At 53.0% G+C, this 21,119-nt stretch carries 19 protein-coding genes, 2 tRNA genes and 1 rRNA gene; 16 read left to right on the top strand and 6 right to left on the bottom strand.

From position 1 onward, the window contains the following. The 4 genes from EHSB41UT_RS16495 to EHSB41UT_RS16480 form a co-directional block, all read left to right on the top strand. Positions 1-109, top strand: a 23S ribosomal RNA gene (locus EHSB41UT_RS16495); the annotation flags it as partial. A gap of 103 nt (positions 110-212) precedes the next feature. Continuing rightward, a tRNA-Thr gene (locus EHSB41UT_RS16490) sits at positions 213-288 on the top strand. Between the two features lie 34 nt (positions 289-322). Next, positions 323-399: transfer RNA gene (locus tag EHSB41UT_RS16485), tRNA-Pro, on the top strand. A 165-nt stretch (positions 400-564) separates the two neighbouring features. Beyond that, positions 565-1,329 carry an OmpA family protein gene (locus EHSB41UT_RS16480; RefSeq protein WP_087111787.1) on the top strand — a complete coding sequence of 255 codons (765 nt, stop codon included), beginning with the start codon at positions 565-567 and terminating at the stop codon, positions 1,327-1,329. A gap of 82 nt (positions 1,330-1,411) precedes the next feature. Here the strand turns inward: EHSB41UT_RS16480 and EHSB41UT_RS16475 are convergent, their stop codons facing one another. After that, entirely contained in the window at positions 1,412-2,101 is a 690-nt protein-coding gene (locus EHSB41UT_RS16475) for an START domain-containing protein (protein WP_242667346.1), read from the bottom strand. A 244-nt stretch (positions 2,102-2,345) separates the two neighbouring features. Between EHSB41UT_RS16475 and EHSB41UT_RS16470 the strand changes: the two genes are divergently transcribed. Then, positions 2,346-3,488 carry an FAD-dependent oxidoreductase gene (locus EHSB41UT_RS16470; protein ID WP_087111784.1) on the top strand — a complete coding sequence of 381 codons (1,143 nt, stop codon included), beginning with the start codon at positions 2,346-2,348 and terminating at the stop codon, positions 3,486-3,488. Positions 3,489-3,504: 16 nt separating this feature from the next. On the opposite strand, the gene EHSB41UT_RS16465 is transcribed toward EHSB41UT_RS16470, so the two are convergent. After that, a complete protein-coding gene (locus tag EHSB41UT_RS16465; RefSeq protein WP_087111782.1) occupies positions 3,505-3,942 on the bottom strand; it encodes a hypothetical protein in 438 nt (145 codons plus the stop codon). Between the two features lie 9 nt (positions 3,943-3,951). Continuing rightward, entirely contained in the window at positions 3,952-5,361 is a 1,410-nt protein-coding gene (locus EHSB41UT_RS16460; protein ID WP_133060548.1) for a hypothetical protein, read from the bottom strand. Positions 5,362-5,527: 166 nt separating this feature from the next. Here EHSB41UT_RS16460 and putP point away from each other — a divergent pair, with 166 nt between their 5' ends. Next, a complete protein-coding gene (gene putP / locus EHSB41UT_RS16455; RefSeq protein WP_165767296.1) occupies positions 5,528-7,027 on the top strand; it encodes a sodium/proline symporter PutP in 1,500 nt (499 codons plus the stop codon). Between the two features lie 372 nt (positions 7,028-7,399). Here putP and EHSB41UT_RS16450 read toward each other — a convergent pair whose 3' ends face one another. Both EHSB41UT_RS16450 and EHSB41UT_RS16445 read right to left on the bottom strand, forming a co-directional pair. Further along, positions 7,400-7,966: a hypothetical protein gene (locus EHSB41UT_RS16450; RefSeq protein WP_087111778.1), complete on the bottom strand. Its 567-nt coding sequence runs from the start codon at positions 7,964-7,966 to the stop codon at positions 7,400-7,402. 99 nt (positions 7,967-8,065) lie between these two features. Beyond that, entirely contained in the window at positions 8,066-8,428 is a 363-nt protein-coding gene (locus tag EHSB41UT_RS16445; protein WP_087111776.1) for a hypothetical protein, read from the bottom strand. Between the two features lie 167 nt (positions 8,429-8,595). Here EHSB41UT_RS16445 and EHSB41UT_RS16440 point away from each other — a divergent pair, with 167 nt between their 5' ends. The 10 genes from EHSB41UT_RS16440 to EHSB41UT_RS16395 all read left to right on the top strand — a co-directional run bounded on the left by EHSB41UT_RS16440 (position 8,596) and on the right by EHSB41UT_RS16395 (position 20,576). Beyond that, positions 8,596-9,978 carry an isochorismate synthase gene (locus EHSB41UT_RS16440; RefSeq protein ID WP_087111774.1) on the top strand — a complete coding sequence of 461 codons (1,383 nt, stop codon included), beginning with the start codon at positions 8,596-8,598 and terminating at the stop codon, positions 9,976-9,978. Beyond that, positions 9,978-11,771 carry a 2-succinyl-5-enolpyruvyl-6-hydroxy-3-cyclohexene-1-carboxylic-acid synthase gene (gene menD / locus EHSB41UT_RS16435; RefSeq protein ID WP_087111772.1) on the top strand — a complete coding sequence of 598 codons (1,794 nt, stop codon included), beginning with the start codon at positions 9,978-9,980 and terminating at the stop codon, positions 11,769-11,771. Before EHSB41UT_RS16440 ends, menD begins: the two co-directional genes overlap by 1 nt. Next, on the top strand, positions 11,761-12,597 hold the full coding sequence (menH, locus tag EHSB41UT_RS16430) for a 2-succinyl-6-hydroxy-2,4-cyclohexadiene-1-carboxylate synthase (protein WP_207626668.1): 837 nt from the start codon (positions 11,761-11,763) through the stop codon (positions 12,595-12,597). The genes menD and menH overlap by 11 nt, the downstream gene beginning before the upstream one ends. Positions 12,598-12,622: 25 nt before the next feature. Beyond that, complete coding sequence (gene menB / locus EHSB41UT_RS16425) at positions 12,623-13,465, top strand: 1,4-dihydroxy-2-naphthoyl-CoA synthase (protein WP_087111770.1); 843 nt, start codon at positions 12,623-12,625, stop codon at positions 13,463-13,465. 15 nt (positions 13,466-13,480) lie between these two features. Continuing rightward, complete coding sequence (menC, locus tag EHSB41UT_RS16420; RefSeq protein ID WP_133060547.1) at positions 13,481-14,503, top strand: o-succinylbenzoate synthase; 1,023 nt, start codon at positions 13,481-13,483, stop codon at positions 14,501-14,503. A gap of 80 nt (positions 14,504-14,583) precedes the next feature. Beyond that, on the top strand, positions 14,584-16,032 hold the full coding sequence (gene menE, locus EHSB41UT_RS16415) for an o-succinylbenzoate--CoA ligase (protein ID WP_165767295.1): 1,449 nt from the start codon (positions 14,584-14,586) through the stop codon (positions 16,030-16,032). Between the two features lie 58 nt (positions 16,033-16,090). Continuing rightward, the gene (gene thpR / locus EHSB41UT_RS16410) at positions 16,091-16,708 is read left to right on the top strand and encodes an RNA 2',3'-cyclic phosphodiesterase (protein WP_087111764.1); all 618 of its coding nucleotides are present in this window, start codon (positions 16,091-16,093) and stop codon (positions 16,706-16,708) included. Positions 16,709-16,820: 112 nt separating this feature from the next. Continuing rightward, complete coding sequence (gene ubiU, locus EHSB41UT_RS16405; RefSeq protein ID WP_087111762.1) at positions 16,821-17,816, top strand: ubiquinone anaerobic biosynthesis protein UbiU; 996 nt, start codon at positions 16,821-16,823, stop codon at positions 17,814-17,816. A gap of 11 nt (positions 17,817-17,827) precedes the next feature. Next, positions 17,828-18,754, top strand: a complete 927-nt coding sequence (locus tag EHSB41UT_RS16400; RefSeq protein ID WP_087111760.1) for a U32 family peptidase — start codon at positions 17,828-17,830, stop codon at positions 18,752-18,754. Between the two features lie 127 nt (positions 18,755-18,881). Further along, positions 18,882-20,576, top strand: coding sequence for a coiled-coil domain-containing protein (locus EHSB41UT_RS16395; protein WP_133060546.1), 1,695 nt, complete (start codon positions 18,882-18,884; stop codon positions 20,574-20,576). A 46-nt stretch (positions 20,577-20,622) separates the two neighbouring features. On the opposite strand, the gene ubiT is transcribed toward EHSB41UT_RS16395, so the two are convergent. Beyond that, a complete protein-coding gene (ubiT, locus tag EHSB41UT_RS16390; protein ID WP_087111756.1) occupies positions 20,623-21,111 on the bottom strand; it encodes a ubiquinone anaerobic biosynthesis accessory factor UbiT in 489 nt (162 codons plus the stop codon). Positions 21,112-21,119: the final 8 nt, after the last annotated feature.

The raw sequence follows: 21,119 nt of genomic DNA, 5'->3' as shown, positions 1-21,119 counted from the left end.
ACTTGATCCCCTGAAGAGCCGTTCAAGACCAGGACGTTGATAGGCTGGGTGTGTAAGCGTTGTGAGGCGTTGAGCTAACCAGTACTAATGACTCGTGCGGCTTGACCATATAACGCCAAAGCGATCTTAGATGATCGAATAACGCGACATGATTTACCACGCAAAAGAGCGTGCGCAGTAACTAAAACGACAGTTTCCATATTATCTTCTATGCTCTTATAGCTCAGATGGTAGAGCGCATCCTTGGTAAGGATGAGGTCACCGGTTCAATTCCGGTTAAGAGCTCCATGTTTAGTTATCTTTCTAACGAAAGAAACTAATTCGGGGTATAGCGCAGTCTGGTAGCGCGCCTGCTTTGGGAGCAGGATGTCGGGAGTTCGAATCTCTCTACCCCGACCATATTCTCGATGAGAATCAAAAGGGTCAATCTTCGGATTGACCCTTTTTTATGCTTAAAAATCCGCCTCCAGCGGTATAAAGATTTTTTCCTTCCTTTCGTATTTACAGTTTCCTTCTACACTTTCGCCACGTTGCTCATGAAATGAGGAGTACTTTGTCGTGGCAATGAAAACTGGAAAAGGGGCCTTACTTGCGACAGTTGCCGTAGGTGTTTTGGTCAGTGGTTGTGCAACACAGTCTGGTCAGACTGGTTCATTTAACAAATGGTGGGAATGCGCAATTGCTGGCGGTGTTGTCGGTGGTGCCGGTGGTGCTCTGGACAAGACGGGTACTGCTGTTGGTGCAGCAGCCGGTGGTGCATTGCTGGCCGGTGCTATCTGTGCATTGGCGGATGACGAGCCGAAGGCTGCACAACCTGCCGCCAAGCCCAAACCAGTGCCGGCAAAGTGTAAATATGTGGTTCCTGGCTGGGATGTCGCCATGAATGGTTGTCCGGCTGACAGCGATGGTGATGGCATCCCTGATCCGCTGGATAAGTGTCCTGGCACTGCCATGGGTGAAAAAGTGGATAAAAATGGCTGCGCCATTCTAGAGGAAGCACATCTAGCCTCTGTTCACTTTGCGCTCTCTTCTTCCGAACTGGCAGCTAACGCCAAAGCTGTTTTGGATCAGGAAGTTGTGTTGATGCAGCGTTATCCTTACACCAAGATTACTCTGACCGGTTTCACTGACTCTACCGGTCCTCTGGAGTTTAATAACAAACTCTCTGTCAGCCGTGCCATGGCGGTTAAGAACTACCTGATCAGTCAGGGGGTTGATCCAGCCCGTATTACAATGGCAGGAGATGGTCCGGAAGATCCCGTTGCAACGAATGCGACCAAAGAAGGCCGTATGCAGAATCGCCGTGTTCAGCTTGAGCTGAAGAACTGACGCACGCTTTTAAAATTTGATAACACTGGAAGCTTAAGAGACTAAGTCTCTTAAGCTTCTTTTATTTTCTGGACCTGCTACTTCATGAGTTCGGTTCGACAATATCGGGATGTGACTGTGTCTTATATTGGTCTTCTGAAAGGAGTTCACGCATGGCAGAAAGGCTTTTGTAGGGCGTATCAACAAGCAGTGAGTTCACAAGCCAGTTTGGCAGGCTGCCACCCGGCTCAATATGTGCCTGATAAGTGACTTTTACCTGACCATCTTTTTGTGGGGATAGTTGCCAGGAGGCTTTCATCTTCTGAATCCGGACTTTACCGGGGACTTCAGGGAGAAGTTCTGGCTCTGCTTTTAAGGCAATAAGTACATCGTATGTTTCCGGACTCTGTGTCATATCACTGCGCACAACCAGATCACGATCCCCGGCAGGCCACGGCAGTTTGTTGATGACATGATTCCAGGTGGTCTGTGATTCAGAGTTGGTCTCTACCCGGGTTATCGATTCGCAGTTGTATATCCATTCCGGGCCGGCTTCCGGGTTATCAAGCAGGGCAACAATGGCTCCAAGGGAATTATCGACCAGCATTTCTCCCTTGAATTCTTTGACAGCTGAACCTTCAACAGATCGAGTTGAAACAGCGATGCCTTTCTTATCCTGCTTTAATTCCCATGCTGTATCTTCTGCCCAAGCATGTCCGCATATCAAAGTGAATAGCAAAATAATAAGTGCGGGAATTCTGGAGGGAGCTTCGGAGAGAGCTCTGAAGGACATTGAGTTCATAAGTGTGCCAGTTCGGATTGTTATTATTAGTGGATCAAATCTTAAGAAGTCTCTGTATTCTAATCAAACGCCCGATGAAACATGTGGCCTTAAATTACAGGTACAGCATGCGGAATTGTCAGTAATATTAACGCCAACGTTGGTTTTGCTTGTCTGTCATCCCGATCTATCGCCTAATTCCGAACCTTTCCGATCAGAACAGTCTATTAATTAATAAGCTGTATTGGGGGGAACTATGAATCTTTCTATTGTTATTAGCGGCTGTGGTCTGGTTGGTGCCGCTGCAGCACGGGCGCTTAGTCAAGCAGGACATAAAGTCAGAGTAATAGAGCGGGTATCACAATGGCTTCCCAGAGGTGCGGGAGTTGCCTTACCGGCTAATGCTACCAGCCAATTGGCAAAGCTTGGTCTTCTTAAGCAAATCGAACCGTTTGCGCAGCAGGGAAGCGCCATAAGCTACCTGACAGCATCAGGCGACCGTTTATGTCATCGCGCTTTTGATGGACTATATCCTGATGATGCTCCGTATCTGGCACTACGTTATCAGGATCTTCATGAGCAGTTGGTCGCGGGTTTAGAGGATATTCCGGTCGCTATGGGAACGGAGATATCCGAAGTCAGACAGAGTGATTCTGATAATTCTGTAGCGGCCAAATTGAGTAGTGGTGAGCAACTGCATTGCGATTTACTGCTATCTGCAGAAGGTCTTCATTCACCTTTGCGGCAAACCCTGTTTCCAGGGACTGCGCTCGATGATCTCGGTTTGTTCTGTTGGCGTTTCCTCGCAAAAAAGCCGGATGGATTTGGTCATGACCCGCAGCTCTATCTGGGCAGAAATGATGCTTTCCTGATTTATCCACTGAGCTCTGGTGATGTGTACTGTTATGGCCACCGTGCTGATCAGGATACTCTGCACTTGGATGAGGCTGAGGCACTAGCACAGCTTCAGCAGTGTTTCTCTGGCTATGTTCCTGCTGTTGTTCAACTGACGCAGGGTAAAATGCTGGAGAATCGCCTGATTACCGGGCGGATGCGGGTGCTGAATAATCCTGTCTGGTCTTCAGGGCGGGTGCTTTGTATTGGTGATGCAGCCCATGGTTGTGGCCCGATTCTGCAGCAGGGCGTGGCACAGGGGCTGGAGGATGTCACAGTGCTTACAGAAGTGCTTGGTGGTCTGACGAATAAAGAGCAACTTCCTCAGGCTCTAGAGCAGTTTCGTCTCCGACGTGACCCTAGAGTGCGATGGGTCTGTGAGCATTCCAATACGCCACTGCGTTTATTATCGTCTGAAGATGAGCAGTTGCGTAATACCCGTTTAAAGGCAACTGGTCCTATTCATACTCAAGGCTGGGAAGCTTTGTTTAAGAGCCAGCCATAAAGAAAGAATATCGCTGTTACAGGAAGTTCTTGCCGCTGCGTTTCACCTTTCTTGAAGAGGCCTTTTTAGCCGACTGTTTGTCTGCGCCGGGGTAGAGCGTGTGGTGCAATTCTTTAACCGTCTGGTGATAGTGCAGAATAGCCTGGCTTGACCCAGGGATAGCACGATCAACAACGTCCTTGAGGGTGATATCGTCGTTGCAGTTCTCAGGAACCGCCTGCTCCAGAAGCTCCATTAGCTGATCTGGTTCTTTAATCAGTGTATTGATCTTTTTCTGCGCGGCTTCGGCCCGTAAGGCGAGCTGACCTGCCAGCTCCAGGCGTTGCGCTTCAGCCATAGCCTGTGCCGGTTGGCTGGTATGCTGGGTTTCGTCCATACCCAACAGGCGAGCCAGCTCTTCGGCCTGTTGATTATGCTGATCAAGTGTCTTGCGGATATTGGCCAAGCTTTTCATAGCGTTATCTTAAAATAGGCTCTTAAAGAAGTTCTTAACTTTTTGCATGGGCTTTTTGATAACCGTATCAATCGCTTTATTCACACCATTTTTTACAAAATTACCGGTGTTAACTGCTGCTGTCTGGATGCCAACGCCAACCTTATTAAATGTATCAGCAATCTTTTTATTGGACTCTTTGAAGAAGTTTCCGACTTTGTTGAATCCGCCCACAAAGCCATCTTTGATGTTGTTTCCAAAAGAAGTAAAGGCATTACCTACCGCACTGGTTGCGCTATTGACCCCATCTTTGACCTTGTTCATACCAGAGCTAATCTGATCGCCGAAGGCGGTGAAGCCCTGTTTGATTTTCTGGCCGATATTCTCGACACCATCTTTGATCTTTCCGCCCACTGACGCCAGGCCCTGAATGGCACTTTTTGCGGCATCAGCAAAAACAGGAATCACTTTAATACCGGCTTTCACCAGTCCGGTGCCAAGAGTCAGTAAAGCGGGTCGGCCAATATCCGGAGCACCTTTGTAATAGGCTGTTTTGGCGGTTTCCTGCATATGCTGACCGACTTCATTAAATGTGGAAGAGAGCTTTTGTCCGGTCTGCTCATACCCCTTGGCTATGGCTTCGGAGGATTTGTTGACACTCTCTCCAGCCTCACTCAGCCAGGATTCAAAGTCATCCCAGGCTGCATCATCCGTTGCCAGCTTCTCCGGGTTTTCCAGATGGGTGGAAATGGCCTGGCCCCATTCCCGGTTTTTCTCTGCGGCCTCGTTCATGGTCATCTCAAACTGTTGACCGCTCTCCTGAAAACCGACTTCGGTTTTCTTGGCCATAGCGTTCAACTCTTTGGAAGCTATGGGGTCATGCTTTTCCAGTTTGGTGGCGGCTTTTTCCATCCCTTTACGGACATCATGGCCCGCGACCTTCATGCCCGCATTCATGGTGCTGCCGGCCTTATCCAGTCCATCAGCCATAGCGGTGGCCATGGCGGGAAAATTGCCTTTCTCTATCTGGTTGGCCACTTCATTAATCGTGGAGGCGATAATTCTGGAGACCATATCCCCAGCCTTCTCCATGCGATCGCCAACACGGTGCATGCCTGCTTCCGTGCTTTTCATCACCATATTGGTGGCTTTTTGCTGAATGGCGGTTGCGGCCTGTTCCAGAGAGGTTGCCGGCGTTGCCACTGTTTGTGGGGCCTGTTGCGTTGTCGCAGGATTGGCAGCTTGTTGTTTGGCATCCGCAATAGCGGTGTGGATAGGCTGGTAATCAAATTTCTGAACACTGGTCAGCGGCTTTTGCAGCGCTGAAAACAGGTTTTTCAGGCTGTCGACCACGCTGTCCTGCCCCGTGCGTGAGGTCATGACCTGTGAGGAAAGCGTCTGCCCTACACCGGGCCTCATCCCTGAAGAACCAATGTCCATAGCGTAATTATCTGTTTCGGAGAGATGTTATTTGTCAGGTTAGTACACGCAGCTATAAAGCTATAGCAAATGCTGACGCTCTCGTTCTATAGGTTCTAGACTTCATAGAAATGTACGGAATGAAAACGTGCTGTCATCCGCTCAGCCATGTGTAAACGGAGGCCCAATGACTTTCACCAGTCAGCCTGAGATGGCAGTTCTCATCACCTTTCTTATCTATTTTGCCGGCATGCTGGCTATGGGGTATTACGCTTGGCGTAAGACGGTCACCAGTGAAGATTATTTTCTCGGTGGACGTTCTTTGGGCCCCTGGCCGACAGCACTCAGTGCCAGTGCTTCAGATATGAGTGGCTGGTTATTACTGGGCCTGCCGGGTTATGCCTTTGCCTCCGGGCTGGAAGCCTTCTGGCTGGCTGCCGGAATACTCGGCGGCACCTGGTTGAACTGGCTGTTGGTGGCGCGAAGGCTCAGGGTATTCAGCCAGGCCGCGGGTAATTCATTAACCCTGCCTGAATACTTTTCCAACCGATTCCAGGATTCCAGTCGCACCCTCCAGACTCTGACCGCCAGCTTTATCTTGCTGTTCTTTCTGTTCTACACCAGTGCTGGTCTGGTAGCCGGCGGCAAGCTGTTTGAAACAGCTTTTGGCATTGATTACACCCTGGCTGTCGTTATTGGTGCTGTCGGGGTTATTTCCTACACCCTGTTTGGAGGCTATCTGGCCGTGTGCTGGACTGATGTGGTGCAGGGGCTGATGATGGCTGCGGCTCTTGTTCTGGTACCGGTAATAGCTATCAACCAGTCGGGCGGTATCGAGAATGTGTTGGTTAATATGGAATACCATAATCCGGCCCTGCTGAACCCGCTGACTAATAAAGATGGTGAGCCGCTGGACTGGATTATTATCTGTTCTTTGCTGGGCTGGGGGCTGGGGTATTTTGGGCAACCTCATATTCTGGCGCGCTTCAAAGGCATTCGCAGCGAGCAGGATATGCCGGCAGCCCGTTGGGTGGCTGTGGGCTGGAGCAGTATCTGTCTTGTCGCTGCGGTGCTGGTTGGGCTGACCGGTTTTGCCTACACCCAGAATACCGGTCAGGTGATCAGCGATCCGGAAGAGATCTTTATGCTGCTGGTAAACAGCCTGTTTCATCCGGTGGTAGCCGGTATTCTTCTGGCGGCCATTTTGGCAGCGATTATGAGTACGGCCGATTCTCAGCTACTGGTGTGCTCCACAGCTTTTGCTGAGGATTTCTACAAAGATATGTTCCACCGTGAGGCCAGCCAGCGGCAAGTTTTATGGGCCGGGCGGATAGGTGTGATTGTGATTGCTACGCTGGCAACACTGCTGGCACTCAATCCTGAAAGCTCGGTTCTGGGTATGGTGGCCTATGCCTGGGCCGGCTTTGGTGCGGCGTTTGGACCTGCACTGTTGATCAGTCTGTTCTGGAAGACCATGACCCGTAACGGTGCTCTGGCCGGGATTCTGGTGGGTGGTGCAACTGTGGTGATCTGGAGTCAACTGGATGGTGGCCTCTTTGATCTTTACGAATTGCTGCCGGGATTTGTCTTCTCGACTCTGGCTATTGTTCTGGTCAGTCTGGTGGATATGCAAAGAACAGAGGCTTCCTCTATTTACCTGCGTCTTCGTGGGGAAATGGCGGATTAGGCTAAGTCGCTAAAGCAAAGCCCCGGCTCATGTGAGACCGGGGCTTTACGTTTCTTGTCTGACTGATTCAGCAATTCCGTCCTTACATCAGCATGTAAAACGGCCAATACAGAGCTCCGGCAATCAGAGCCCACAGTGCCACATCACCAACAATTTTCTCCATTTTCAAAAGTCGACGGGTTTGCTTCCGATTCACAACGGCATCCTTGCTCAAGGCAATCTAAAGGTTTTCTGGGGGATTTGCGGATGCCGCTCAGGAACTCCCTTGGGCAGCCACAATTCTCAGTAAAGACGACCCATAAGAGAATGCGAGGCCATTTGGGAAAATCATCAATAATCATTGCTTATGGAAGCAGGACTAACTATTCCCGATCAGATGATTTTCGGTGAATGCGGGCTTTCCGGCGCTTTCTTCACCGCTCGGGAGAAGGGGTTGGTAAAGGTGGATGAGCTGCCCGCCAGAGTGATATCCGGGTGGGCTTTAGTCACCCAGCTTTTGATCTGACGCTCCTGCCGGCGGTGGGCATCAACCAGAATCAGGCAGGCGCCTTCCGCAATATCCTGCTGGAAACGAGCGATCCGGTAATTGATCCGGGTAATACCAACCAGCCCTCCCGTCCAGGCTCCAAACAGGGTGAAGAACATTATGGTGAAGGCCGTTTCTGCGATACCGAAACTGCCCGGAATCACATTGGCATAATGGATAGCGGTTGCCCACAGCAGGCTGACCAGAAAGCCGATCATGGCTCCCCGCTCCCCGAGGTGAATCAGGTCATAGCGCTGGAACAGGTGAGCCGGGTGAATATGGTGATGGTAGAGTGCAGCATCATCCTGGCTCAGTCCGTGAATGCGCCATTCACTGAGGCCGGCGTGTTGCAGATTGGTTACCAGACGTTCGGCATCATCAATGGAGTGGGTGACAAAGTAGAGGCGTCTCATATTCTCTCCCTCGGTCTATCCCGTAGAGCAGGGCAGACGAGGGAGTATATGCAGACTGATTGGAGAGTAATAAACGGATTTCGTCTGAGTGAAACCGTTTTAGTCTCCGGCGGGAATATGGCCGGTCTTCAGCAAAGCCTGAAAGCGAGCGCGTTTCTCGGCTGGTGATAACTCTTCGGATGGTTGCAGGTCTGGGGTCAGAGGACTGCTGTCAAACATCGGCTCGGCTGCTGGTGCATCATTAGAGCCCAGAGCGGCAGGAGCAACAGGTTGGCCACCATTGTTAATCCATTCGTCCATCACATCCAGCGCTTCCAGCAGACCATCTTCATCGGGATGGTCTTCCGAGAGGGCTTCCAGCTTGGTGGCAATGGCATTGCGGATGCGCTGCAGTTCATCGGCAGACTTCTGCTGGCCGTGCTCTGCAAGCCATTGACGGGCTGAGGCACCGTTGGTTGCCATAAAATCAAAATCCTTGGTCGTCTAAGGCGGAGCTATTCTATCACACGCATCCTGAGCAAGAGGATGGGAATCACGGGCAATAACTTGCTTTGTCTTCGGTTTGTACCAATCTGAGCGCGGTGCCCGTCGATTTAGAATAGGTTTTCACTGCAGCATAGCCCTGATGGATGATGAACCCGGTCAACTCCCAACGCCCCGACGCTTTGAAGCAAGCTATTGACTCGCTGACGCACAGTCTTTCCCTGGCTCAGCCCACCAGTCAGTGGCAGCGCATCAGCGTGCCCGTGGTAGGGCACGAGATGGGAGAAGTTCAGTTTCTGCCGCTACTGGCCGGAGGCGCAGGTTTGCGCCTCTATTGGGCTAACCGGGATAACACTTTGGAAGTGGCTGTGTTTGGCTCGGCGTTGTCGTTTAAACAGAATACAACGGATGCGCTGAGCGAGTGCCAGAGTGCTCTGGCCGATGTTTTTCAGGATATGCCATCAGCCCGTGTGTATGGTGGTCTGGCTTTCTCCTCCCGGGAGGATGATCACTGGCCAGGCTTTGGCGGTGGTGAGCTGGTTTTGCCAGAGATCGAGCTGGTGCGGGATCAGGCTGGATTAACACTGTCCTGTCACTTTATCTTCGATGGTTCTCTGTCTTCCGTTCAGCATCAGCAGCGCTTGATCGATTCGCTGCAATCACTCCACTGCGCGGATCGCTTCCCTACCGAACTGCCACAGGCCGAAATCACTGATGAGCATCCTGGCTGGGATTATTGGCAGTCGTGTGCTGCACAGGCTCTGGATGCCCTGGAAGAGGGGCGGGTGGCCAAGGTGGTGCTCTCCCGTGAACAGACGCTGGCGCTGAATGGCCCGCTTTGCCCATGGACCATGTTGTCTGCATTGCAGTCCCTGAATCCAAATACCTATCGCTTTGCTTTCTGTCAGGCGGATGGCGCGGTGTTCTTTGGGGCTTCTCCGGAATGCCTTTACCAGCGAACAGAGAACCAGCTGCACAGTGAAGCACTGGCCGGTACCACAGCCCGTAATGGCGATCCGGTTCAGGATCGACGTCTGGCGGCAGCGTTGCTGACTGATGATAAAAATCGTCGGGAAAATGCTTTGGTGATGCGTTCTATTCAGGAGGCTCTGGCCCAGTGTTCCGAGACTGTAGACACCGAGCGGGATATTGAACTGATCCGGCTGAAAAGTGTGCAACACCTGCGGCAGAGAATTAATGCCCGTCTGAATCCTGAAACCACTGACGCTCAGCTGCTTGGGTTGCTGCATCCGACGCCAGCTGTTGGTGGCCTGCCGAAGGCTGAAGCCCATGAGCTCATCGCTGAGCTGGAGGATTATCCCCGTGGCTGGTACGCCGGACCGTTTGGAACCCTGCATGCTCAGGGCGCAGAGTTTGCCGTGGCGTTGCGGAGTGCCCGTCTGGAAGGACAAACCCTGAAACTCTATTCCGGAGCCGGACTGGTTCCGGGCTCCAATATCAATGCCGAATGGGCCGAGCTGGACAGCAAACTGCGTACCATCCAGTCCATCCTGGATATTGAGCTGTAATGACCGGACTGAATCTCTCTGTGAATAATCGTCCTACAGATCTGACCAGTCTCTGGTGTGACCTGATCTTTGAAGAGCTTTACCGTTGCGGCATTCGCCATATCTGTCTGGCTCCCGGTTCCCGCAGTGCACCGCTGGCTCTGGCTGCTGAACGGCACTCCAATCTACAGGTGCATGTGCACTTTGATGAGCGGGGTCTGGGCTTTTACTCTCTGGGGCTGGCCCGGGAAACCGGTTCACCGGTGGTGGTGATTACCACGTCCGGTACTGCCGTCGCCAACCTTGCTCCGGCCGTTCACGAAGCGCGGGAGAGTGGTGTATCTCTGTTGCTGCTTACTGCAGACCGGCCGGCAGAACTGTTAGGTTGTGGCGCCAACCAGACTCTGGCACAGCCCGGTATCTTTGGGGAAGCGGCGGCCCGTACTTTTCAGGTGCCGGTACCGGATACAAAGCTACCGGCCCGCTGGCTGCTACAGATGCTGGACGAAGCTGTAGCACTGGCTCGGCAGCCGGATACCTGTGTTGTTCATATCAATCAGGCTCTGCGCGAGCCTCTCTACGGACAGGGTTCGACGCAAAGTTTTGACAGCTGGCTGCAGCCCGTGGAGCATTGGTTGCAGGTTGCTCAGCCTCTTTGTGAATGGATGTCTCGCTCGTCCACTATTCCATCCTTGCCGGCTATTTCCGAAATCAGAGTGATTGTGCTGGCAGGACAGTTGCGCCATGAAGAGCGTGATGCCGTGCTAGAGCTGGTGAAGCGCACCGGCTGGCTGCTGGTGGCGGATATTCAATCCGGCCTGCATGGTCATTCGTTGGCACTTCCTGCGGCAGATATGGCCTATGCCCACGGTGCTGTTCAGGAGCTGCTGAACCAGAGCCATCTGGTGATTCAGGTTGGCCGACGAGTTCTCAGCAAAGCGATCAATACCTGGCTGGCGCATCGCGCGATAACTGACCATGGCCATCAGCACTGGTATGTGGACGAGCGCAGTGATCGGCACGACCCTAACTTTTCCGTGACCCATCGTTTCTCATTGCCGGTGGCCGCTTTCTGTCGGAGCGTGCAGGCACCTGCAGGTGATCAGAGTTGGTGGAACGCCTTGATGCAGCTAGGCGGTGCTATTGCGGAACAGATTAACCTGCAGCTGTCTGCTGACACATCAGAAGCTAGGCTCTCGGAGATTGATGCCACCCGTGCTTTGCATGAAGCCCTATGTGCAAAGCAGTGGCAGAAGAGAGTAAACCTGTTTATTGGCAACAGTATGCCTATCCGCTATCTGGACAGCTTGTCCACGGTGACTTCTGAACCATGGCTGCCTGTCTGGAGCAACCGGGGCATCAGTGGTATTGATGGACTTATTGCCACAGCCTGTGGACATAGCGCAGGCAGCCAAAGAAAGACAGTACTGCTGATCGGTGATCTTTCATTCCTGCATGATCTGAACTCACTGGCTCTGGTGCGAGAGCATCAGTTGCTGGTGGTGCTGATTAACAACAGTGGTGGCAGTATTTTTAATCTGTTCCCGGTGCCTGAACCGGCCGGGCAGAAGTGCTTCCGGGTAGAGCATGACTTTCAGGGGCAGTATGGCGCCCGGATGTTTGGCCTTCATTACACAGCTCCTTCGTCTATTGCTGAATATGACCGTGCGCTTGAGAGTGCGCTGGCCAGCTCGCAGGGTGCCGTTATTGAAGTGATCTGCCCGCCGGACGAAGCAACAAACCGATTTGTTCAGGTGCTGGCATCGGTAAAAGCCATGTCTTTTGATCAGCAGGGTAATCACTGTGTCCATTAAGGACTCCGGATTACTGAATCTGGTTGATCATGGTGGCAAAGGCCCATTGCTGGTTTTGCTGCATGGTTTTTTAGGCTCGGGTCGAGACTGGGATGCGGTCTTGCCTTTGTTGACGTCATCCTTTCACTGTCTGACTGTGGACCTGCCCGGACATGGCCAAAGTCCGATGGTTATTCCCGATGATCTGAACGGTGTCGCCCATGCTGTGCAGCAAACATTGCTGGAGCATGGACACCATTGTTGTGCCGTGCTGGGTTATTCCCTTGGTGGCCGAGTTGCTCTGGCCCTGGCAAAGCAGGTTCCACAGCTGGTAACGCAGCTGTTTCTGGAAGGTTCTCACCCCGGCCTTGTGCAGGCGTCAGAGAAGGCGGCTCGCTGGCAGAATGATCAGGGCTGGGCGCAACGTTTTGAGCAGGAGCCTTTGTCCCAGGTATTGGATGACTGGTATCGGCAACTGGTATTCAGTTCTCTGCAGGAACAAGAGCGTTGTCGTCTGGTGGCAGAACGTAGTCAGCAGAGTCTATCCGACGACAGTCTGTTTTCTTCTGAGGGTATGGCCCTGGCCGCTATGCTGCGCAGTTGCAGTCTGGCCCGACAGCCGGACTTTCGCCCCGTCTTCACGCAACAGGCAGAGCAAAACCGACCTGTTGTCTATCTTGTCGGTGAGCATGATCAGAAATTCAGATTGCTGGCTGAACAACTGTCAGCGGATGGACTGGTCAGAACCGGGCTTGTGCCCGCGGCCGGCCATAATGCTCACCGTGACAATCCGTCCGGATTTGCCCAGGCACTGCTTGCCGGTGCTCAGGCAAACCGGTTTCTATGATGTTTCAATACTGATTTGACCGATCATGAACAACTCTCCTATTCGTGACGCCTTGAACTGGCAGTGTTTCTCTGAAGGCTATGAGGACATCCTGTACCACAAGGCGGAAGGTATTGCCCGTATCTCCATCAATCGTCCACGCGTGCACAACGCGTTCCGCCCGCTGACCGTGATGGAAATGCAAAAGGCGATGGACGACGCGCGTCGTGACAGCGAAGTCGGCGTTATTATTCTGTGTGGCACCGGTGGTCGTGCTTTCTGTTCCGGTGGTGACCAGAAGGTTCGTGGTGACTCCGGTTACAAGGATGACACCGGTGTACATCACCTGAACGTGTTGGATCTGCAGCGTCAGATTCGTACCTGTCCTAAGCCGGTCGTAGCTATGGTCGCCGGTTACGCCATCGGTGGCGGCCATGTTCTGCATATGATCTGTGACCTGTCTATCGCTGCTGAGAACGCCGTATTCGGCCAGACCGGACCAAAGGTTGGTTCTTTTGATGGCGGCTTTGGTGCCAGCTATATGGCACGTTTGGTTGGCCAGAAGAAGGCTCGGGAAATCTGGTTCCTGTGCCGTCAGTACAATGCCCAGCAGGCGCTGGACATGGGATTGGTGAACACTGTTGTGCCTCTGGAAGAGCTGGAAGAAGTGACTGTGGAGTGGTGTCGTGAGATGCTGCGCAACTCTCCTCTGGCGCTGCGCTGCCTGAAAGCGGCTTTGAATGCTGACTGTGATGGTCAGGTGGGTCTGCAGGAGCTGGCGGGTAATGCGACCATGCTGTTCTACATGACAGAAGAAGGCCAGGAAGGACGCAACGCGTTTGTTGAGAAGCGTGATCCGGACTTCAGCCGTTTCGGCCGCAACCCTTGATAGGCAGTGTTGGCTATGGCGTTTGAAATCGTCCGCTGGTCATTGCCGATTCAAATCAGCCTTCCCGGATGCCCGGAGCATTGCCGGGAAGGTTTGCTGGTTCGCTTTCACACCTCAGACGATGTGGTGGGTTTTGGTGACTGTTGCCCGTTACCGGGCTTCAGCACAGAAACGCTGGCTGAAGCACAGCAGGCATTAATGAGTGCCTGTCGTCGTTTAGCCTCTGATCAGCATTTGGTTGATCGCTGTCGTGAACATGGCGTGGTTGCGACATTGGGCCAGTACCCGTCCTCTGTCTGTTTTGCTCTGGAAAGCGCACTGACACTGAACAGGTCGGTTTCTTCGGTCTCCTTACCTGAATGCCGGTTACTGACGGGTTCGACAGATAGCATTATCCAGCAGGCTCAAAGGCTCGGGTCCCGGGTTTCCGCAGTAAAATTGAAAGTTGGTCGCTGTGCAGCTAATGATGAGCTTGCACTGATTCATACTCTGGATAGTATTCTTGGCCAAGCCGTAAAGCTCAGATTGGATGGTAATCGAGGCTGGAACTTGTCGGAGGCCATCGAATTCACGAAGCAGCTTCCTCTGCATCGTATCGCTTTTCTTGAAGAGCCTTTACGTAACCCTGCAGAGTTGCCGACTTTGTTTGAACACACTGGCTGTCCTGTGGCTTTGGATGAAAGTTTGCAGGCTCGCTTTGGGGGGCATCAACACCTGCCACAGGTTTTTCCCGGTCTGGCGGCACTGGTCGTTAAGCCGACGCTATCTGGCGGCATTCATCGTAGCCGTGAGCTGGCCTGGTTTGCTCACAGTCATGGTCTGGAATTGGTATTGAGTTCCTCTTACGAAAGCAATATCGGCATCGAGACTTTAAGACTCCTGGCGGAAGAGCTGGCACCGGCAACGGCTCCCGGGCTGGACACTCTTTCCGCTTTCTCTGGCTACCTGCTTAAACAGCCTGAAGGTATGCCTTCTCATGCTGTATCCAGCTGGGCTGAACTGACACCTGTCTGGTCTTCATCTGACAGCACCCTGTAACTCATCGATACAACAGCATGACTATCTCTGAATCAATCCAGCCTGAGCATTCAAATTCGGCCTGTTTTCCGCTATCGGATATGGCTGAACGTCACCCTGAAGCTGTTGCGCTGTCATCAGATGAACAGCAATGGACGTTTTTGGAGTTGCAGCAGCGGGTCAATTTCGCTGTTGCAGAGATGGATAAGGCGGGTCTGGAGGTCGGTGATATTGTTATGGCTTGTGGCCGAAACAGTGTCGAGCTGGTGGTGTTGATTCTGGCATGTCTGCGCAGTGGGCGCATTGTGTTGCCGGTGAATCCGGCCTTTCCGGACGATAAGTTGTCCGAGATTGTCGAGCGTATTGGCATTAAGGCTATCTGGTGCGCGGAAGAACAACGGTTACCGCATTATCTGCAGCTAGGCCGAGAGATTGTATCTGGCCAGTGTAGTCAGCTTTCAAAGCAGAGTCCTGTCTGGGATGATGAGCGTATCTGTAATCTGGTGCTGACGTCTGGCAGCAGTGGTGTTCCCAAAGCGGCAGCGCATTGTTTCCGCAATCATCGCGCCAGTGCAGAAGGTTCAGCACACAATATTCCTTTGAATATCGGTGATGGCTGGTTGTTGTCTCTGCCGCTCTTTCATATTGGCGGGCTGGCGACACTGTTTCGCTGTCTGTTATCCGGCGCAACAGTGGTCTTGCCAGATAACCGCTCTGATCTGGCCTCAGCTTTGTACGGACATTCGGTTACTCATCTCTCACTGGTGAACACCCAACTGTATCGTTTGCTCAATACTCCTGAGTTCCACTTTCATAAAACCAGTGTGCGCACGGTTTTGATGGGGGGAGGTTATGTGGCTGCTGATCTGGTTGCAGCCTGCCAGCAGCAGGGAGTCAGAGTGCTGACGTCCTATGGTATGACCGAGATGAGTTCACAGATCTGTACCGGAGAGCCGGTGTTTACCGAGGATGGCGGGGTCAGTTCCGGACAGTGCCTGCCGGGTGCTGAGGTACTGTTGGATGACGATGGTCATGTAATGGTTCGTGGTCGTATGCTCTTCAAGGGTTACTGGCAGGGTGGTTGCCCGGTTTTGCCCTTGAATGCTGATGGCTGGTTCTTCACCGGCGATAAAGGTCGTTGGCTGGAAGAGTTGCCGCCTATGCTGCAGATAGTCGGTCGCGCTGATTTTCAGTTTATTTCCGGAGGGGAGAATATTCAGCCGGAAACCATTGAAAAAGTCATTCTGTCACTGCCCGATATTCAGCAGGCAGTGGTTGTCCCGGTCGACAATGAAGAGTATGGTCAGCGACCCTTGGCATTTGTAGACAGCAGAGGGGATTTTCTCCCGGAACTGTGGCAGCATACGCTGCGCGGCAAGCTGCCTGGCTTTATGATTCCAGATTATTTTCTGGCCTGGCCGGACCCACAGAACGATGCCCAGAACCAGGAGGCACTGTCTAAAGCCGGGATAAAAGCTGGTGAAAGCCTGAAAGTTGATCGCAGGGCTTTTAGCAGACTGGCTACCCGGCTGATATCCGGCCATACGTAATATCCTGGCACCGCTCCCACACGCGGGAGTGCATTTTGTGTCGGCAGTAGGATGAGATATGAGTAATAACATGAACAATAAGAGCGCGGAACTGACCCGAGCCTTTATTGCCTATATGTTGCCATTAGATCTGGCGGCAACAATTTATAAAAAGGTCCGGCGCTTTGATTCTGTGCGTGATGACAGTGATGCTCGCTGGGTGCCTCCCCAGAATTATCATCTGACTTTGCGCTTTTTGGGCCTGTGTTCTGAAACCCAGCTGGAAACCGTCGCAGAACAGCTTGAACAACAGATGACTGATTTTGAGTCATTTGTCTGCATGAGCGGTGGTCTGGAGTTCTTCCCTAATTATAACCATCCGAAAGTGATGTCCCTCAAGATTCACTCCGGTCGTCGTATGGATGATCTGCATCGCGTGTGTGAGCAAATTGCCGTTAACAGTGGTTGTGCTGAAGACAAGCGCCTGTTTCGCCCTCATGTGACCCTGGCCCGTGCCCGGCATTTTGAAATGAGTGAACTGAAAGAGCCGTCCCGCCCTAATATCGTGCCGGTATTTGACCGTCTTCCGGGCTATCGTCTGCAGGTGGGAGAGATTGCGCTGGTTGCCAGTGAGCTAACCTCGGAAGGCTCCCGTTACAAGGTCTTGCGCTCAATACCTTTGCAGCCGATGCGCTAAGGGTAATGTAGTAAATTCGTTTCGGTATTCTCTTGTTTGATTGCGGTCAACAACTCACCTCTGTGGTGTTGGTACAGTTTCGCTCTTGTGATGATCTGTACTGGAGTCAACCATGGAGTTGGTTTGTCCCGCCGGGAGCCTGCCCGCCCTGAAGGCAGCAGTTGATAATGGGGCCGATGCGGTTTATATCGGGTTTCGTGATGATACCAATGCCCGTCACTTCGCTGGTCTGAATTTCAACGAGAAGAAAGCCCACTCCGCGTTGGATTATGCGCGAAGGCACGGTGTGAAAGTGCTGGTGGCAATCAATACCTACCCCCGCCCGGATGGCTGGCAGAGGTGGCAGGCGGCTGTGGATATGGCCGCCGGTCTTGATGCCCATGCAGTTATCGCTGCCGATCCCGGGGTGCTGGCTTACATTCGTGATTCCCACCCTCAGGTTCGGAGGCACTTGTCTGTGCAGGCCTCCGCCACCAATCTGGATGCTCTCAAATTTTACCATGAACGATTTGGCGTAAGCCGGGTGGTGATTCCCCGCGTTCTGTCCATGGCTCAGGTTGCCGCTCTGGCGGAACACAGCCCGGTTGAGCTGGAAGTGTTTGCCTTTGGCAGCCTATGCATCATGGCGGAAGGTCGTTGCTGGCTGTCGTCTTATCTGACCTCGGAATCTCCCAACACTGTCGGAGCCTGCTCTCCGGCCAAATATGTTCGCTGGGAGGAGCATGCGGGCCATCGTGATACGCGCTTGAATGGCGTACTGATCGATCGCTTCCGGGAAGGCGAGAATGCGGGTTATCCCACCTTGTGCAAGGGGCGTTATCAGGTCGGCAACAATACCTTCCATGCCTTGGAAGAGCCAACCAGTCTGAATACACTCAGCATGATTCCCGAGCTGGTCAAAGCTGGTGTGTCGGCCGTTAAGATCGAAGGCCGGCAACGCAGCCCCGCGTATACCGCTGAGGTCACCCGAGTCTGGCGAGAGGCACTGGATCGCTACTCCCGTGATCCTGAAGGTTTTGCTGCGCAGGATAACTGGAATCAGGCCCTTGCGGGTCTTTCAGAAGGGTGCCAGACAACACTGGGCGCCTATCACAGATCCTGGCAGTAAGGGAGCAGACCATGACTTTACAAGAATCAGCCTCCCCGTCTGCTGCTCTGGAAGTAACGCTGGGCCCTTTATTGTACTTCTGGCCGAAAGAGACGGTTCAGAGCTTCTATCGCAAGGTTTGCGACTGGCCGGTTGATCGAGTCTATCTTGGCGAAACGGTGTGCAGTAAAAGGCGTCAAATGTCGCTTGAGGACTGGATGGCCATCGCAGAATCATTGTCTGCGGCGGGTAAAACTGTGGTTCTCTCCACACTGACATTGTTGGAAGCTGCTTCTGATCGATCCATGCTGCGCAAAATATGCAGCCATGGTCAGTATGAAGTGGAAGCTAATGATATGGCCGCAGTGCAGGCCCTGTCTGAGCTGGGCGTGAACTTCACCACCGGCCCGCAGGTCAATATCTATAACGCCCATACGCTTAAGGAGCTGGTGGATGCCGGGCTGAGCCGCTGGGTGCTGCCGCTGGAGTTGGGCGAGGATGATTTCTCTGCGATTCTGGCACAGGCCCGTGAGTTAAATATTGCCGATCGGATCACTACGGAAGTGTTTGTGTGGGGATTGATGCCGCTGGCGGCTTCGGCTCGTTGTTTTACCGCCAGGGCCCATGATCTGCCCAAGGATCAGTGCCGGTTTGTTTGCCTCGATTATCCGGAAGGGCTCCCGGTTTACAGCCAGGAGCAGGATCGGGTTTTTACTCTGAACGGTATTCAAACCCTCTCCGGTCGCTGTCTGGATCTGACGGCGCAGGTAGAGCGTATGGTCGAGCTTGGTATTAAAGCGGTCCGAGTGTCTCCGCAGCCGGAAGGTACTCTTGAGGTGCTGGAAGCGATTCAGGCCCGGCTCAACCATCAGCCTGCTGGTGCTCTCGAACATCCGGCCGGACGTTGCCAAGGCTACTGGTATGGAATGGCCGGTATGATACCGCTGGCGACAGTTTAAAACCTATCACGCGAACCGGCTTACACGCTGTTTCCTATTGATACTTAAAGACCGGGAACCGCTCCTGACACTGTTGTTCTAAGGCATGACATAAGTCCACGAACAAACAGTGGAGTGGTTACCCGATATGCGCACTCTTCCCCGAAATCTTCCAAGACAGCTTGCACTTTCTTTGCTTTCACTGGCCTGCCTGCAGGGCGTGGCGGCTGATGAAGGCTTGCGTGATGATGACTGGTTTGCCAGTCAGCATGGTCCGCTGGTGTCCTGTTCCTCTATTGAAGCCCGTAGCGACGGCACCTTTGTGCTCGACCGGTTCCTGTATGTGCACCCGGATACCCAGCAGGTTGTGCCTGGTGGCAAGAAAGAGCAGCGGGAGCACACCGGCCTGACCGGGCAGATGATCAAAACCGATCGGGATTATCAGTCTCTAACGCCTTTCTTCCATGAGCGTTACCAGCTTGATGGCGGGTATCAGATTCAGGACGGGTTTACCCTGCGTGGTGTGATTCCATGGCAGGCAGATTACAGCGACTGGCAGGCCGGACATTGTGATGGGCTGGCAGGGCTGGCTTTTCAGGCAGAAACCGATTACCTCAATAGAAAACAGTTTGAAGGTGGTAAAGAGTCCTGGTCGTTGAGCGAGCTGAAGAACAGCGAAGCGGAAGTGACTGAGGGTAGCGAAGGTGTGCTGATGGTGCCTGATACCACGCCACTGTTGCTTTTGGCACGACAGCTGCCAGGTAACTACCGACAGGTATACGATCCTCTGTACCAGCGGGGTGCAGCTTCCTTGTTAAGCTATCGCGATTATCGTCCGTACAGCAATGATCATATCCGACCATTGAAGTATACCCTTGGCGGCTCAGCACTGGCGGTGGGAGCCTCTGGAGCGGGGCTGGTGTTGATGGGAGCCGTGTTTAGCCCGATGGTGCTGCCCTGCACCTTGACGGCAGGTTTGATCGGGGTGGCGGCCAGTCTCTGGTATATGTCTGATGGTTTGCAGACTGCCCATTACCGGGCTGGCCTCAAGCATGCGGGCCTGAAGAAAACGGCTGATGAGATGGAGCAGAAACTGGCCAGTTTGCGTGGTAACGAAGACAGCTATCGCATGGCGTTGCGGGATGATTTTGGCTGGGACAGCAAAGAGCATGATCTGAAAATGATCATGCATACCTATCAGGCCAAGCGTCGTCAGCATGAGCAGACTATGAAGTTCCAGGAAGAGCGCCTGTCAGGCTTAAAAGCCGGGTTGGCGGAGCGACAGGCCAAACTGAAACACCGTACGGAGCTGGATCAACAATTCCGTGACCAGGAGCTTGATTTAAGCCAGCAAAGAAAGCTGCTGACTAGTCTGGAGAGCCAGTTGTATCGGAATATAAACCATAAGGCACCGAAAAAAGCTCATGGTTCCGATGAAAAGCCGGTGAGTGCCGATGAGCTGATGCAGAAGTGGGAGACCACCAATTCAACGGTGAATCAGCTGACGCAGGCCCATGACACGCTGCAGAAAGAGCGGGATCAGCTGGATACCTGGCGGCATCTGGATGCAGAGGTGGCTGACCATAATGAGCTGGTGATTGAGGCTGAGAAGGCGCAGCGCAGCCGTCAGCAGACATTTGATCGTGATTATGGGAGACCGCTGGAGCTGCTGGAGAAGCTGCATGCCGTGGCTGATGATATTGAGGAACTCGATCGGCAGGTGAGGAAGCAGGATAAGGCTGTCGAAAAAACGGCTGTTCATGCCCGGTTGATGGCTTTGGTCACTGCCTATGAGTCCTATCAGCGAGCGCCGCGTTATCGCTTTAGCGAAGAGGAAGAGTGATGAAGGGATCGTCAGGCCAAGCGCCTGACGATCGCTTCATTCTGAATTACTGCTGGTTCAGTTTCTGACTGGCCTGATCAAGCTTTTGGATGGCCCACTGTACGACTCCGGGCAGCTGCTCGAAGTCCAGCCCATCCAGCATATTTTTCACCGTCAGTCCCAGTTCAGTGTCGCCTTCAATGGTAATACGACGGTTGAAGAACAGTGTGTCCGGGTCTTCCCGGCGGGCTGCCATGGAAAGGAAATCGGCCGCATTGCCGCCAATGGTGACACCACAGGGGCGAGGGCGCTCAAAGCGGAAGCTTTCATTCTCGACGGTCAGATAGAAATCAAGCTTCATGTCTTTGATATGAAGATGCAGCCACTGACCTTCCATCGCTTCAAAATCACCTTCCTTTAACGGCTCAGCAAAGGCCCGGTTTACGGCAGCAGCCATGGGCTTGTTGCGGGCCATCCAGGGCAGGGTGCGAACCGGTAGCAACAGGCTTGCCAATGGCGGGTGTGGCAGCTGAGTGAGTTTTGCGGCAAGTCCCATAGAGCCTC

Source organism: Parendozoicomonas haliclonae (genome assembly GCF_900174585.1).
GTDB lineage: Bacteria > Pseudomonadota > Gammaproteobacteria > Pseudomonadales > Endozoicomonadaceae > Sansalvadorimonas > Sansalvadorimonas haliclonae.
The sequence above is the reverse complement of the archived record's forward strand: the minus strand, read 5'-3'. Positions and strand labels throughout refer to the sequence as shown.

Excerpts from the sequence above, each read along its gene's own strand:
- EHSB41UT_RS16475 (WP_242667346.1), bottom strand. The coding sequence starts at position 2,101 with ATGTCCTTCAGAGCTCTCTCCGAAGCTCCCTCCAGAATTCCCGCACTT.
- EHSB41UT_RS16470 (WP_087111784.1), top strand. The coding sequence starts at position 2,346 with ATGAATCTTTCTATTGTTATTAGCGGCTGTGGTCTGGTTGGTGCCGCT.
- ubiT (WP_087111756.1), bottom strand. The coding sequence starts at position 21,111 with ATGGGACTTGCCGCAAAACTCACTCAGCTGCCACACCCGCCATTGGCA.
- EHSB41UT_RS16480 (WP_087111787.1), top strand. The coding sequence starts at position 565 with ATGAAAACTGGAAAAGGGGCCTTACTTGCGACAGTTGCCGTAGGTGTT.
- putP (WP_165767296.1), top strand. The coding sequence starts at position 5,528 with ATGACTTTCACCAGTCAGCCTGAGATGGCAGTTCTCATCACCTTTCTT.
- EHSB41UT_RS16460 (WP_133060548.1), bottom strand. The coding sequence starts at position 5,361 with ATGGACATTGGTTCTTCAGGGATGAGGCCCGGTGTAGGGCAGACGCTT.
- EHSB41UT_RS16395 (WP_133060546.1), top strand. The coding sequence starts at position 18,882 with ATGCGCACTCTTCCCCGAAATCTTCCAAGACAGCTTGCACTTTCTTTG.
- menD (WP_087111772.1), top strand. The coding sequence starts at position 9,978 with ATGACCGGACTGAATCTCTCTGTGAATAATCGTCCTACAGATCTGACC.
- ubiU (WP_087111762.1), top strand. The coding sequence starts at position 16,821 with ATGGAGTTGGTTTGTCCCGCCGGGAGCCTGCCCGCCCTGAAGGCAGCA.
- EHSB41UT_RS16465 (WP_087111782.1), bottom strand. The coding sequence starts at position 3,942 with ATGAAAAGCTTGGCCAATATCCGCAAGACACTTGATCAGCATAATCAA.
- EHSB41UT_RS16400 (WP_087111760.1), top strand. The coding sequence starts at position 17,828 with ATGACTTTACAAGAATCAGCCTCCCCGTCTGCTGCTCTGGAAGTAACG.
- menC (WP_133060547.1), top strand. The coding sequence starts at position 13,481 with ATGGCGTTTGAAATCGTCCGCTGGTCATTGCCGATTCAAATCAGCCTT.
- menB (WP_087111770.1), top strand. The coding sequence starts at position 12,623 with ATGAACAACTCTCCTATTCGTGACGCCTTGAACTGGCAGTGTTTCTCT.
- menE (WP_165767295.1), top strand. The coding sequence starts at position 14,584 with ATGGCTGAACGTCACCCTGAAGCTGTTGCGCTGTCATCAGATGAACAG.
- thpR (WP_087111764.1), top strand. The coding sequence starts at position 16,091 with ATGAGTAATAACATGAACAATAAGAGCGCGGAACTGACCCGAGCCTTT.
- EHSB41UT_RS16450 (WP_087111778.1), bottom strand. The coding sequence starts at position 7,966 with ATGAGACGCCTCTACTTTGTCACCCACTCCATTGATGATGCCGAACGT.
- EHSB41UT_RS16440 (WP_087111774.1), top strand. The coding sequence starts at position 8,596 with ATGATGAACCCGGTCAACTCCCAACGCCCCGACGCTTTGAAGCAAGCT.
- EHSB41UT_RS16445 (WP_087111776.1), bottom strand. The coding sequence starts at position 8,428 with ATGGCAACCAACGGTGCCTCAGCCCGTCAATGGCTTGCAGAGCACGGC.